Consider the following 13,398-nt stretch of genomic DNA (forward strand, 5'->3'; position numbering starts at 1 on the left):
TCATTTGGAACAACCAAACCGCGCTCCTCGTGCCTTGCCTCGCGCAAAAACAAGCTACGGCGCGGCCGCGAATGAAACGGCAACAGACCCTAGCCACGTTACTCAGACTCACTGCCGAGGTGTACGCCATGACCGCCGCCCATGTTCTGCCCACCGTCACCCTCAAGGAGCAGGTGTCCGCCGCCGAATGGCAGACCCGCGTCGACCTGGCCGCCTGTTACCGGCTGATCGCGCTGTACGGTTGGGATGACCTGATCTTCACCCACATCTCGGCCAAGGTGCCGGGCAGCGAAGAATTCCTGATCAACCCCTTCGGCCTGATGTTCCATGAGATCACCGCCTCCAGCCTGGTGAAAATCGACCTGGCCGGCAACAAGCTGATGGACAGCCCCTTCGAGATCAACCCGGCCGGCTACACCATCCACAGCGCGGTGCACGAGGTGCGCCACGATGTCGCCTGCGTGCTGCATATTCACACCGCCGCTGGTATCGCCGTCTCCGCGCAGAAGCAGGGCCTGCTGCCACTGTCGCAGCAGTCGTTGTTCGTCCTCGCCAGCCTGGCCTATCACGGCTACGAGGGCGTGGCGCTGAACCATGACGAGAAGGCCCGCTTGCAGCAGGACCTGGGCGACAAGAACTTCATGATTCTGCCCAACCACGGCCTGTTGACCGCGGCCGGCAGCATCGCCGATGCCTTCCTGATGATGTTCACCCTGCAGCGCGCCTGCGAAATCCAGGTGATGGCGCAGAGTGGAGGCGCCGAGTTGATCCACATCCCCCAGCAGATTCTCGATGGCGCCAAGGCGATGCTCGCCGGGGTGATGAAGAGCCCGCAGGGCATGGGCGGCGCGCTGCCCTGGCCGGCCCTGCTGCGCAAGCTCGACCAGCAGCTGCCGGGCTATGCCGAATGACTGCGCTGCCCGGCATTGCCCTGGCGGATTGGCGCGGCGAAGGCCTGCCCTTCGTGTTTCGCGGCCATGCCATGCGCTATTGGACAGCCGGCGCGGCAGATGCCGAGCCGTTGCTGTTGATCCACGGCTTCCCCACGGCCAGTTGGGATTGGCATCGTCTGTGGGCCCCTCTGGCCGCCCGCTACCGGCTGATCGCCTGCGACATGCTCGGTTTCGGCGACTCGGCCAAGCCACGCGGGCACGCCTACAGCCTGCTGGAGCAGGCCGATCTGCAGCAGGCGCTGCTGCAGCACTTGGGCATCGAGGGACCGGTGCATTTGCTGGCCCACGATTACGGCGACAGCGTCGCCCAGGAACTGCTGGCGCGGCACCATGAGGGCAGGGTGCGGCTCGCCAGTTGCGTATTTCTCAATGGCGGCCTGTTCCCGGAAACCCATCACCCGGTGCTGGTGCAGAAGCTCTTACTCAGCCCCGTCGGATGGCTGATCGGCAAGCTGTTCGGGCGCAAGCAGCTGGCGGCCAACTTCGCCAAGGTATTCGGTCCGCAGACCCAGCCCAGTGTCGCGGAGCTGGACGATTTCTGGAGCCTGATCGCGCACAACGATGGGCCCGGGGTCATGCACTTGCTGATCCGCTATATGCCGGAGCGCCGCGTGCAGCGTGAACGTTGGTTGGCGGCGATGCAGCAGGGCGGAGTGCCGCTGCGGCTGATCGATGGCGCGTTCGACCCGATCTCCGGTGCGCATATGCTGGCGCGTTACCGTGAGCTGATCCCCGAGCCGGACAGCGTGCTGTTGGACGGCATCGGCCACTACCCGCAAACCGAGGCGCCCGAGCGGGTGTTGGAGCATTACCTGGCGTTTCGCCAAGTCTTATAAGCAGCGTCGATGATGGCTGCGCATCGTCATTGTGCTGTCTTATCGAGCACCATTCAGCGGCGGGCGTGTTGATTGTGACAGGCGCTGGTCTGCAGGACACTCGAGGCATTGTCCATCTGCCGAGGAGTCGATTGCATGAGTGAAGCCATCCGTTTTCAAGACCAGGTCGTGATCGTTACGGGGGCCGGTGGCGGCTTGGGGCGCACCCACGCGCTGCTGTTCGCCAAACACGGTGCCAAGGTGGTGGTCAACGACCTCGGCGGCAGCACCCATGGCGAAGGCGCCAATAGCTCGGCGGCGGACAAGGTGGTCGAAGAAATCCGCGCCGCTGGCGGCACCGCGGTGGCCAACCATGATTCGGTGACCGACGGCGAGAAGATCGTCCAGCACGCCCTGGATGCCTTCGGTCGCATCGACGTGGTGGTGAATAACGCCGGCATCCTGCGCGACAAGACCTTCCACAAGATGGAAGACGCCGACTGGGACCTGGTCTACAAGGTCCACGTCGAGGGTGCCTACAAGGTCACCCGCGCCGCCTGGCCGCACATGCGTGAGCAGGGGTATGGCCGGGTGATCTTCACCGCGTCGACCTCGGGCATCTACGGCAACTTCGGTCAATCCAACTACGGCATGGCCAAGCTCGGCCTGTATGGCCTGACCCGCACCCTGGCCATCGAAGGACGCAAGAACAACATCCTGGTCAATGCCATCGCCCCCACTGGCGGCACGCGGATGACCGAGGGGCTGATCCCGCCGCAGGTGTTCGAGCAACTCAAGCCCGAGCTGATCAGCCCGCTGGTGGTCTATCTGGCCAGTCAAGCCTGTGAGGAAACCTCCGGGTTGTTCGAAGTCGGCGGCGGCTGGATCGGCAAGACCCGTTGGGAGCGCAGCCTGGGCGTCGGTTTCGACCCGCGTGCCGGCTTCAGCCCGGAAGACGTGGCGGCCAGCTGGCAGCAGATCTGCGACTTCGACGGCGCGGCGCATCCGGCCGACAATATCGAGGCGCTCAAGGAAATGATGGAGCACCTGCAGAAATACGCCCTCTGAACACGCCAGACGGGCGGGGAAATCGGCCAGCGAGCTGATTTCCTGGCCACAGGCAATTAAGGTAAAGGCCGGCTCAATGCCGGCCTTTGGCGTTTCAGGGCCGTGCTAAACGAATCCGTAGCCCGGATGCAATCCGGGAGCATCTGCCGGCGGCCGGACCACTCCGCTTCCGGATTGCATCCAGACTCCGGCCTTGAGCGGGGCTTTTGTGGGAGCGGCCTTGGCCGCGAAAATTTGTCATCTCAGCGCCGTAGCCAGGATGACTTCCGCAGAGCATCTGCTGGCGACCTGGCCACCCCGCTTCCGGATTGCATCCGGACTCCGGTCTTGAGCGGGGCTTTTGTAGGAGCGGCCTGGGCCGCGAAAAGTTGTTGTCTCAGTGTCGTTGCCAGGATGAAATCCGGGCTTCGGTCGCGCATCAGTAGCCTCGTCGTCTGTTAAGGGAGCGTGCGTCATGAGTGTTCTTGTCGAGAAAAACGGTCCGATCACCACCCTGACCATCGACCGGCCACAGCTGCGCAATGCCGTGGATCGGCCGACCGCCGAGGCCCTGGCCGCTGCGTTGCGCGCGTTCGAGGCGGACGAACAGGCGTTGGTGGCGGTGCTCACCGGCGCCGACGGTACTTTTTGCGCCGGTGCCGACCTCGGCGCGGTGGCCGAGGGGGGCGAGCGGGGCAATCGCCTGGAACTCGACGGTGACGGCCCGATGGGGCCGAGCCGCATGCAACTGAGCAAGCCACTGATCGCCGCCATCGAAGGCCATGCGGTGGCCGGCGGTCTGGAGCTGGCGTTGCTCGCCGATCTGCGGGTGATGGCCGATGACGCGGTGCTCGGGGTGTTTTGCCGGCGCTTCGGCGTGCCGCTGATCGACGGTGGCACGGTGCGCTTGCCGCGGATCATCGGCCAGGGCCGGGCGCTGGACCTGATTCTCACCGGTCGCCCGGTGTTGGCCGGCGAAGCGCTGGCCATGGGCCTGGTCAGTCGAGTGGTGCCGGCCGGTTCGGCGTTGGTCGCCGCGCAGCAATTGGCCCTGGAGATCGCCGGCTTTCCGCAACGCTGCATGCTGGCCGATCGGGCCAGCGCCTATGCGCAGTGGCAGTTGCCGTTTGCCGAGGCTATCGCCCATGAGTTTCGCGGCGGCCTGGCGGTGATCGAGAGTGGCGAAACCCGCTCCGGCGCGCAGCGCTTCAAGGCCGGCGCGGGTCGCCACGGCAAGTTCCAGTAACGCCTCAGATTTTTCGGGGGATACCGTATTTGCGCAGGCGCATGGCGATCGCGCTGTGCGAGGCATGCAGCCGCGCGGCCAGTTGCCGGCTGGACGGGTGGCTGGGGTAGAGCTTCTCCAGCAGGGCCTTCTCGAAGTCGGCCACGGCCGTTTCCAGGCTGCCGATGTCGCTGTCGAGCTGGGTGGGCGCCATGGCCGTGCCGGCAATATCCAGATCGTCGATCTGCACCAGATTGCTCTCGCAGATCGCCGCGGCGCGGAATATCACGTTTTGCAGTTGGCGCACGTTGCCCGGCCAGCGGTTGCCGAGCAGCGCCGGGTAGGTGTCCGGGGTCAGGCGGCAGGGCAGGCGTTGAATCTGCTTGCAGGCATGCTGCATGAAGTGGCGGGCCAGCAGCAGGATGTCCTGGCCGCGTTCGCGCAGCGGCGGCACTTCCAGGTTGAGCACATTGAGGCGGTAGAACAGGTCTTCGCGAAACGCGCCGGTGCCGACCATCTGCTCCAGGTCACGGTGGGTCGCGCTGAGAATGCGCACATCGACTTTCACCTCACGCTCACCGCCGACCCGGCGGAAGCTGCCGTCGTTGAGAAAACGCAGCAGCTTGGCCTGCAGATACGGCGACATCTCGCCGATTTCATCGAGAAACACCGTGCCATGGTTGGCCAGTTCCAGCAGCCCCGGCTTGCCGCCACGTTGGGCGCCGGTAAAGGCCCCAGGGGCATAGCCGAACAGTTCGCTTTCGGCGAGGTTCTCCGGCAGCGCCGCGCAGTTCAGCGCCAGAAACGAGGCGTTGCTGCGGGCGCTGATCGCGTGGCAGCCACGCGCCACCAGCTCCTTGCCGGTGCCGGTCTCGCCGCGGATCAACAGCGGCGCATCGAGGGAGGCGACGCGCAGGGCGCGGGCCTTGAGGGTGCGGATCGGAGCCGAGTCCCCGAGCAGCGAATCGAAGCCTTCGGCATGGTCGTGGTGCAGGGCCGCCAGCCGTGCGCCGATGCGGCTCGGCTCATACAGGGTCAGCAAGGCACCGGCGAGCCGGCGCTGGCCGCTGTCGACGGTTTCACTGATCGGTGTGGCCTCCAGCAGCAAAGCTTGGCCGTTGAGGGTGACTTCGCGCAACGGCAGGCGGAAATGCTGTTCCAGCAGGGCGTTGTGCAGCTCCGGGTTGGCGAATAACTCGCCGAGCGGCTGGCCGTCCGGTTCCTGCTCACACAACGCCACCAGCGCCGGATTGGCCAGCAGTACGCGACCGGCAGCATCCACCGCCAGCACCGGGTCGGCCATCGCCGCCAGCAGGGCATCGAGCTGCAAGCGGCGGCGCTGGCCGGGGAGGATGTCGACGATGGTCACCGCTTGCACGCCGCGCACCTTGAACAGCGCCTCGCGCAGCTCGTCGAGCACCGCAGTGCTCAGGGTCGGCGCGTCGATGTAGACGTTCGGCGGCAGCATTTCCACCGCATCCAGGTTGAGATTGCGCCCGCCGAGCAGGGCCAGCACTTCCTGGGTGATACCAACGCGGTCGATAAAGGTGACATGGATGCGCATGCGGGCAACTGGCGGTGGTTAGCTGAGGGGCTGCAGTATGCCCGGTCTGCGTGGCTTAGTTAACCTGGGGGCGTTGCCGACACGCTCGCCGGGTATTTGTCGGCGTGGCTCCAGCGGCGAAGGGCGGTGCTAGAGCAATCATTAACCTGAGCGTAATGAAACCTCTGCCTGCTTGATTGATGGCCCAGCGGTTGAGCTCCTAAGGTGCTGCCACGACAGCGGAACTCGTGGAGTCAGCATGACAACTACAATATCCCCACCGCCGCAATGGTCGCGTCGTCGCGCTGAAAAAGCCCGACGCCTCGATCAGGTGCGCAGCCTCGCCGATGGTGTGGTCCTGCCCAGCGACAAGATAGTCGCGGCGCTCGAAGCCTTGATCGCCCCCGGCGATCGGGTGGTGCTCGAAGGCAACAACCAGAAACAGGCGGATTTTCTCTCCCGCTCGCTGGCCCAGGTCGACCCCGGCCGTTTGCACGACTTGCACATGATCATGCCCAGCGTCAGTCGCGCCGAACACCTGGATCTGTTCGAACGCGGTATCGCGCGCAAACTCGACTTCTCCTTCGCCGGCCCGCAGAGCCTGCGCATCGGCCAGTTGCTGGAAGACGGCCTGCTCGAAGTCGGCGCCATCCACACCTACATCGAGCTGTATTCGCGCCTGCTGGTCGACCTGATCCCCAATGTCGCCCTGGTCGCCGGCTTCAAGGCCGACCGTGCCGGCAATATCTACACCGGGCCGAGCACCGAGGACACCCCCGCCTTGGTCGAGCCGACCGCCTTCAGCGACGGCATCGTTATCGTCCAGGTCAACGAACTGGTCGACGATGTCAGCGAGCTGCCGCGGGTGGACATTCCCGGCTCCTGGGTGGATTTCGTGGTGGTGGCGGATAAACCGTTCTACATCGAGCCGCTGTTCACCCGCGACCCGCGCCACATCAAGCCGGTGCATGTGCTGATGGCGATGATGGCGATCCGCGGCATCTACGAAAAGCACAAGGTGCAGTCGCTCAACCATGGCATTGGCTTCAACACTGCGGCCATCGAACTGATCCTGCCGACCTACGGCGAGTCCCTCGGCCTCAAGGGCAAAATCTGCCGCAACTGGACACTCAACCCGCACCCGACCCTGATCCCGGCGATCGAGACCGGCTGGGTCGAGAGCGTGCACTGCTTTGGTACCGAGCTGGGCATGGAAAATTACATCGCCATGCGCCCGGACGTGTTCTTCACCGGTCGCGACGGCTCGCTGCGCTCCAACCGCATGATGTGCCAACTGGCCGGGCAGTACGCAGTCGACCTGTTTATCGGCGCCACCCTGCAGGTGGATGGCGACGGTCATTCATCGACCGTCACCCGTGGCCGTCTGGCCGGTTTCGGCGGCGCGCCGAACATGGGCCACGATCCGCGCGGCCGCCGGCACGCCACGCCGGCCTGGTTGGACATGTGTTCTGCCGACGGTGCCGGGCCGGTGACCCTGCTCGAACGCGGCAAGAAACTGGTGGTGCAGATGGTCGAGACCTTCCAGGAAGGCGGTAAGCCGACCTTCGTCGACAACCTGGATGCGCTCGAGGTGGCGAGGAAGAGCGGCATGCCGTTGGCGCCGATCATGATCTACGGCGACGACGTCACCCACCTGCTTACCGAAGAGGGCATCGCCTACCTGTACAAGGCGCGCTCCCTGGAGGAGCGCCGGGCGATGATCGCCGCGGTCGCCGGAGTGACCGCCATCGGCCTGCGCCACGACCCGCAAGACACCGCGCGCATGCGCCGCGAAGGCCTGATCGCCCTGCCGGAAGACCTCGGCATCCGCCGCGCCGATGCCAGCCGTGAACTGCTCGCCGCCAAGAGCATCGCCGAACTGGTCGACTGGTCCGGCGGCCTGTACAACCCGCCCGCCAAATTCAGGAGCTGGTGATGAGCGCAGTCAATGCACGACAACCGCAGCTGTCCCTGAGCGAGAGTCTGGCGGACCTGGCGGTGGAGGCGCTGATCGACGAGGCCGACCTGTCGCCCAAACCGGGCCTGGTTGACCGCCGTGGCAGTGGCGCGCATACCGACCTGCACCTGGGTCTGATGCACGCCTCGGCGCTGTCGCTGTGGCCGATGTTCAAGGAAATGGTCGAGGCGGCGCAGGCGCACGGCGAGGTCAGCCAGTCCCTGCGCGAAGCGCTCGGCCGCATCGGCCGTGACGGCGAAGGGGAGATGCTGCGCATCACCGGCGGGGTGAATACCCATCGGGGCGCGATCTGGGCCCTGGGTCTGCTCACCGCCGCCGTTGCATTGGATACCCAAGCGGGTAAACCGGCGGCCGTCGCCTTGCGCGCCGCGCGTATCGCCATGCTCAACGACCGTGCCGCGCCGATCAATGGCGACAGTCATGGCGCCCAGGTCTGCCGCCTGTACGGCGTGCGCGGAGCTCGCGAAGAGGCGCAACTGGGTTTTCCCACAGTGATCCAGCAGGCCCTGCCGCAACTGCAGCGCAGCCGCGAGGCCGCCGCCGGCGAGCAGAATGCCCGACTGGATGCCTTGCTGGCGATCATGGCCAGTCTGGCTGACACCTGCGTGCTCTATCGCGCCGGTCTGGCCGGTCTGAGCAGCATGCAGGGCGGCGCCCGCGCGGTGCTCAAGGCCGGCGGTTGCGCCAGCCTGGATGGACGCCGGCGCCTGCGAGAACTCGATTACGACATGTTGAGGCTACGTGCCTCACCCGGCGGTGCAGCCGATTTGCTCGCCGCGTCTTTATTCCTCGACCGCCTGCAGCCTGCGCTGCCGGCGCAGATTGGGAGTGTCTAAGTATGGAAACCCTGTCTTTTGAATTTCCCGCCGGACAACCGGCGCAGCGCCGCGCACAGGTTGGTTGTGTCGGTTCCGGCGACCTGGAAGTGCTGCTCGAACCCGGCACGGCCGGCAGCCTGACGATCCAGGTGGTGACCTCGGTCAACGGCAGCGCGCCGCGCTGGCAGCAGCTGTTCGAGCGCATGTTCCGTGAGCAGCGCCTGCCGGCGCTGAGCATCTCGATCCACGATTTCGGCGCGACCCCTGGTGTGGTGCGTTTGCGCCTGGAGCAAGGCCTGGAGGAGTTAGCCCATGCATGACGCCAATATCCAACGCCTGCTGCAGCAGCGCAGCTTCACCGAGCTCGGTGCCCGTCAGCGTGCCCGCGCCTTGCTCGACGCCGGTAGCTTTCGCGAGCTGCTCGATCCTTTTGCCCAGGTGGTTTCGCCCTGGTTGCCCAAGCAGGGCATCGTGCCCCAGGCCGATGACGGCGTGGTGGTCGGCAAGGGCCTGATCGACGCTCAACCGACGCTGATAGTCGCTATCGAAGGGGCGTTTCAGGGCGGCAGCCTCGGCGAAGTGGGCGGGGCAAAAATCGCCGGCGCGCTGGAACTGGCCGTCGAGGACAACCGCAACGGTACGCCGACCCGCGCCGTGCTGCTGCTGGAAACCGGCGGGGTACGTTTGCAGGAGGCCAACCTCGGCCTGGCTGCCATCGCCGAAATCCAGGCGGCCATCGTCGAGTTGCGCCAGTACCAGCCGGTGATCGCCCTGATCGCCGGGCCGGTCGGTTGCTTCGGCGGCATGTCCATCGCCGCCGGGTTGTGCAGCTACCTGCTGGTGACCCGCGAGGCGCGCCTGGGCCTGAACGGCCCGCAGGTGATCGAGCAGGAAGCCGGCCTCGACGAGTACGACTCGCGCGACCGGCCCTTCATCTGGAGCCTGACCGGCGGCGAGCAGCGCCACGCCAGCGGCCTGGTGGATGCTTATGTGGCCGACGATGTCGAGCCGATTCGCCAGCAACTGATCGCCTTGTTCCGTCAGGGTAAGCCGGCGTTGCAGCGCAGCCGTCGGCATGCCTGGTTCCTCGAACGCCTGCAGGAGGTCGATACCTCCATCCAAGCCGATGCCGCTGCCGTGCGCCGCGTCTATCAAGGAGAACAGCCATGAGCACTGCTCGCGAACAACGTGGCCGCAGCTGGTTTAACGCCCTGGCTGGCGCGGCTAGCCCCATCGGCGGGCTGCCGGCTTCGCTGCTGGTGGCCGACACCGAGCTGGCCGGCCAGCCGCTGCGCTACCTCTCGGTGGTGGTCGACGAAAACAATCCCTTCCCCCGTGTCCGCAACGGCGAGGTCGGCCTGCTCGAAGGCTGGGGCCTGGCCAAGGCGGTGGATGAGGTGATCGAGGCCGATGCCGACCGTCCGCACAAGCGCGCCTTGGTCGCCATCGTCGACGTGCCGAGCCAGGCCTATGGCCGCCGCGAGGAGGCCTATGGTATCCACCAGGCCCTGGCTGGCGCGGTGGACAGCTACGCCCGCGCCCGCCTGGCCGGGCATGCGGTGATCGGCCTGCTGGTCGGCAAGGCCATGTCCGGGGCCTTTCTCGCCCATGGCTACCAGGCGCAGCGTCTGATTGCCCTGCGCGACCCCGGCGTGATGGTGCATGCCATGGGCAAGGCCGCCGCCGCGCGCATCACCCTGCGCAGCGTCGAGGAACTGGAAACCCTGGCCGCCAGCGTGCCGCCCATGGCCTATGACCTGGACAGCTACGCCTCGCTCGGCCTGCTCTGGGACACCCTGGACGTGGTTGAGGTCGCTCAACCGAGCGCTGAGGATATCGCCCGGGTGGAGGATTGCCTGGGCCAGGCCCTGGCGGATATCGCCAGCGGAGCCAAGGACCTGCGCGGCCGTCTGGGCGCCGCCAATCGCGGCGCGTCCTCGCGGGTGCGCGAGTTGCTGCGCGCCCAGTGGTAAGCGCAGACAGCGCCCGGAGCTAGCCATGACGACCAATACAGTGAGTCTGCCGCGCCCCCACGACCTGCTCTGGGGCTTGCATGCGCAGCACCTAGAGCAGGCTGCGCCGGCCTGGGCGCGCGCCGCGTTGGCAGGTTATGCGCCGGTGGTGGTACGTCGCGCCCCGGCCGAGCCGGGCTGGGTTGCGGTGGGCATCCGCGGTCAGGCCCGTGAACAGCGCTTCGCCACCTGGATGCGCCTGGCCGATATCCGTCGTCGGGTCAGCCCCGAGGCCATTGTCCGTGTCGGCCGTTGGCGCGCCCATGCCCAGCCGCAGTGGCCAGCCTTGCGCGCCCTGGCGCAGGTCGCGCCGCGTCTGGCTGAGTGCGGCCTGGCCTGGGGCGTGACCGGCAGCCTGGGCTTCGAGCTGGCCAGCGGTTTGCCGGCGGTGCATCCGGCCAGCGATCTGGATCTGTTGTTGCGCACCCCGCAGCCGGTGTCGCGGGCCTGGGCCCAGACCTTGTGCGAGCAGCTCGATGGCGCGCCGGGGCGGGTCGATATGCAACTGCAAACGCCCGTCGGGGCCCTGGCCTTGCGTGAGTGGGCGAGGGGTGAGTCACGGGTGTTGCTCAAGACCGGTGGCGGGCCGCTGCTGGTCGGCGACCCTTGGGCGGCTGTCGAGCGGTCGGTGGCATGAGCACGCTCTGGGCATTCCCCGGCCAGGGCGCGCAGCAGCCCGGTATGCTGCATGGCCTGCCGGATGCTCCGGTGGTGCGTGCCTGCCTGGATGAAGCCGGCGCGGTACTGGGCGAACCGGTGCTGGCGCTGGATTCGGCCGCAGCCCTGCGCGATACCCGTGCGGTGCAGCTGTGCCTGCTGATCGCCGGGGTTGCCTGCGCCCGTCTGTTGCTTCAGCGTGGCCATCGCCCGGATTACGTCGCCGGCCTGTCCATCGGCGCCTATGCGGCGGCGGTGATCGCCGAAGCCCTGGATTTTGCCGATGCCCTGCGCCTGGTCGCTTTGCGCGGTGAGTTGATGCAACGCGCCTACCCCAGCGGTTATGGCATGACCGCGATTCTCGGTCTCGACCTGAGCCGTATCGAACGCCTGCTCGAACAGGTGAACAGTGCACAGACGCCGGTCTACTTGGCCAATATCAACGCCGACAATCAACTGGTGATCGCCGGCAGCCATGCCGCCATGGTCCAGGTGGCCGAGCGGGCGCGGGCAATGGGCGCGGGCGCGGCGCGACCACTGGCGATCAGCGTCCCCTCGCATTGTCCGCTGCTGGACGCGCCGGCCGCGCGTCTGGCCGAGGCCTTCGCCCGGGTCAGCCTGCAACCGCCGAACGTGCGTTATCTCAGCAGCAGTTCGGCGCGGCTGATTAGCGATACGGGCAAGTTGCGCGACGATCTGGCCTGCAACATGTGTCGCGTCGTCGACTGGCTGGCCACCCTGCGTACCGCCTACGAGCGCGGCGTGCGCCTGCACCTCGAATTGCCCCCGGGCACCTTGTTGAGCGGGCTGGCGCGGCGGCAGTTCGAACCGGGAATGGTCATCGCCTTTCAAGGCTCGCGCCTGGATACACTGGACGCCATGTTGCGCCAGGAGGTGAGTCGCAGCCGATAAGCCGTGCCGCTTCGCGAAGGACAAAAACAACAACTTCGATCTGGAGAGTGCATTCAAAAGCGTCGTGAGCGCCGGGCAGACAAGGCGAAAAGGGCCGAGAAAGCGGAGTTTACTCAGGTAAATGAGCATTTTGAGGCGGTTTTCAACGCAGTATGGCCAAGCGCAGCAGCTTTTGGAGCACGCTCACCCAAGAGGACAAAGCAATGATTATCTACGGTGTAGCCTTTCTGGCGTTCTGCACCCTGGCAGGCATCTTTATCGGTGAACTGCTGGGCAAACTCATCGGCGTACCCGCCAACGTCGGCGGTGTCGGTATCGCCATGATGCTGTTGATCTTCTTGGGCAGTTATCTGCACAAGCGCGGGGTGCTCGACGCTACGTCCGAGAAGGGCGTGGCGTTCTGGAGTGCCATCTACATCCCCATCGTGGTCGCCATGGCCGCCCAGCAGAACGTCTACGGCGCCCTCAGTGGCGGGCCTATGGCGATTATCGCGGGCACCCTGGCGGTGGTCGTGGCCTTTGCCCTGGTGCCGGTGCTGAGTCGTCTCGGGCAAAAAAAGCCTGAAGCGCTCGACACTACTCCCCTGACCAAACTGCCACGGTGATCGCCATGTACGAATCCTTGATGAAAGTCTTCACCAGCTACAGCCTGATCAGCGGCTTCGCCATCGTCGGCCTGACCATGTGGGTGTCCTACTGGATCTCCGATACCTTCACCAAAGGCCGTCTGCACGGTTCGGCGATTGCCATCCTGCTCGGACTGCTGCTGTCCTATATCGGCGGCGCCTACACCGGCGGGACTAAGGGCCTGGTGGATATCCCGCTGTTTGCCGGTATCGGTCTGCTCGGTGGCTCCATGCTGCGCGACTTCGCCATTGTCGCCACCGGGTTTGGCGTGAGCGTCGACGAGCTGAAACGCGCAGGCTTTGCCGGGGTGCTGGCGCTTTTCGTCGGTGTGGGCACCTCATTTGTTGCCGGGGTCGGCGTGGCCATGGCCTTCGGTTACACCGACGCGGTCAGCCTGACCACCATAGGCACCGGCGCGGTGACCTATATCGTCGGCCCGGTGACCGGTGCGGCGATTGGCGCCAGTTCGGAAGTGATGGCGTTGTCGATTGCCGCCGGCCTGGTCAAGGCCATCCTGGTGATGATCGCGACGCCCTTCGTTGCGCCCTATATCGGCTTGAACAATCCGCGCAGTGCGGTGATCTTCGGCGGCCTGATCGGCACCTCCAGCGGCGTCGCTGGCGGCCTGGCGGCGACCGATCCGAAACTGGTCCCCTACGGTTGCCTGACCGCGGCGTTCTACACCGCGCTGGGCTGTCTGCTCGGGCCGTCGCTGCTGTTCTTCATCATGCGTGGCTTGATGGGTTGACTACCGGTTAGCCGCGCAGCTTTTGCCTTGCGGGTGAGGATCATGCTGGGTTAGGGCGCGCTT

General features: G+C 66.0%; 14 protein-coding genes. 13 read left to right on the plus strand and 1 reads right to left on the minus strand.

Going from position 1 to position 13,398, the window contains the following annotated elements:
• Positions 1–128 precede the first annotated feature (128 nt).
• From FBY03_RS12415 to FBY03_RS12430, 4 genes are all read left to right on the plus strand, one after another.
• A complete protein-coding gene (locus FBY03_RS12415; RefSeq protein ID WP_147172672.1) occupies positions 129–911 on the plus strand; it encodes a class II aldolase/adducin family protein in 783 nt (260 codons plus the stop codon).
• The gene (locus FBY03_RS12420; protein WP_147172674.1) at positions 908–1,789 is read left to right on the plus strand and encodes an alpha/beta fold hydrolase; all 882 of its coding nucleotides are present in this window, start codon (positions 908–910) and stop codon (positions 1,787–1,789) included. The genes FBY03_RS12415 and FBY03_RS12420 overlap by 4 nt, the downstream gene beginning before the upstream one ends.
• Before the next feature lie 135 nt (positions 1,790–1,924).
• Positions 1,925–2,836 carry an SDR family oxidoreductase gene (locus FBY03_RS12425; RefSeq protein WP_147172675.1) on the plus strand — a complete coding sequence of 304 codons (912 nt, stop codon included), beginning with the start codon at positions 1,925–1,927 and terminating at the stop codon, positions 2,834–2,836.
• Between the two features lie 454 nt (positions 2,837–3,290).
• Complete coding sequence (locus tag FBY03_RS12430; protein ID WP_147172677.1) at positions 3,291–4,061, plus strand: crotonase/enoyl-CoA hydratase family protein; 771 nt, start codon at positions 3,291–3,293, stop codon at positions 4,059–4,061.
• A gap of 4 nt (positions 4,062–4,065) precedes the next feature.
• On the opposite strand, the gene FBY03_RS12435 is transcribed toward FBY03_RS12430, so the two are convergent.
• Complete coding sequence (locus tag FBY03_RS12435; protein WP_147172679.1) at positions 4,066–5,604, minus strand: sigma-54-dependent transcriptional regulator; 1,539 nt, start codon at positions 5,602–5,604, stop codon at positions 4,066–4,068.
• Positions 5,605–5,842: 238 nt separating this feature from the next.
• On the opposite strand from FBY03_RS12435, the gene mdcA reads away from it, so the two are divergent.
• The 9 genes from mdcA to madM all read left to right on the plus strand — a co-directional run bounded on the left by mdcA (position 5,843) and on the right by madM (position 13,335).
• Positions 5,843–7,519 (plus strand): malonate decarboxylase subunit alpha, encoded by a 1,677-nt coding sequence (gene mdcA / locus FBY03_RS12440; protein WP_147172681.1) that lies wholly within the window; start codon positions 5,843–5,845, stop codon positions 7,517–7,519.
• A complete protein-coding gene (locus FBY03_RS12445) occupies positions 7,519–8,397 on the plus strand; it encodes a triphosphoribosyl-dephospho-CoA synthase (protein ID WP_147172682.1) in 879 nt (292 codons plus the stop codon). The genes mdcA and FBY03_RS12445 overlap by 1 nt, the downstream gene beginning before the upstream one ends.
• A gap of 2 nt (positions 8,398–8,399) precedes the next feature.
• The gene (locus tag FBY03_RS12450) at positions 8,400–8,699 is read left to right on the plus strand and encodes a malonate decarboxylase subunit delta (RefSeq protein WP_147172684.1); all 300 of its coding nucleotides are present in this window, start codon (positions 8,400–8,402) and stop codon (positions 8,697–8,699) included.
• Positions 8,692–9,549, plus strand: coding sequence for a biotin-independent malonate decarboxylase subunit beta (locus tag FBY03_RS12455; protein WP_147172686.1), 858 nt, complete (start codon positions 8,692–8,694; stop codon positions 9,547–9,549). The genes FBY03_RS12450 and FBY03_RS12455 overlap by 8 nt, the downstream gene beginning before the upstream one ends.
• Entirely contained in the window at positions 9,546–10,352 is an 807-nt protein-coding gene (mdcE, locus tag FBY03_RS12460; RefSeq protein WP_147172688.1) for a biotin-independent malonate decarboxylase subunit gamma, read from the plus strand. Before FBY03_RS12455 ends, mdcE begins: the two co-directional genes overlap by 4 nt.
• A gap of 25 nt (positions 10,353–10,377) precedes the next feature.
• Positions 10,378–11,028, plus strand: coding sequence for a malonate decarboxylase holo-ACP synthase (locus FBY03_RS12465; protein WP_371920773.1), 651 nt, complete (start codon positions 10,378–10,380; stop codon positions 11,026–11,028).
• A complete protein-coding gene (gene mdcH / locus FBY03_RS12470; RefSeq protein ID WP_147172690.1) occupies positions 11,025–11,960 on the plus strand; it encodes a malonate decarboxylase subunit epsilon in 936 nt (311 codons plus the stop codon). The genes FBY03_RS12465 and mdcH overlap by 4 nt, the downstream gene beginning before the upstream one ends.
• Positions 11,961–12,163: 203 nt before the next feature.
• Positions 12,164–12,565, plus strand: a complete 402-nt coding sequence (gene madL / locus FBY03_RS12480) for a malonate transporter subunit MadL (RefSeq protein ID WP_147172694.1) — start codon at positions 12,164–12,166, stop codon at positions 12,563–12,565.
• A 5-nt stretch (positions 12,566–12,570) separates the two neighbouring features.
• The gene (madM, locus tag FBY03_RS12485; RefSeq protein WP_147172696.1) at positions 12,571–13,335 is read left to right on the plus strand and encodes a malonate transporter subunit MadM; all 765 of its coding nucleotides are present in this window, start codon (positions 12,571–12,573) and stop codon (positions 13,333–13,335) included.
• The last annotated feature ends 63 nt before the right edge of the window (positions 13,336–13,398 follow it).

Source organism: Pseudomonas sp. SJZ079, from assembly GCF_007993865.1.
Taxonomy (GTDB): Bacteria; Pseudomonadota; Gammaproteobacteria; order Pseudomonadales; family Pseudomonadaceae; genus Aquipseudomonas.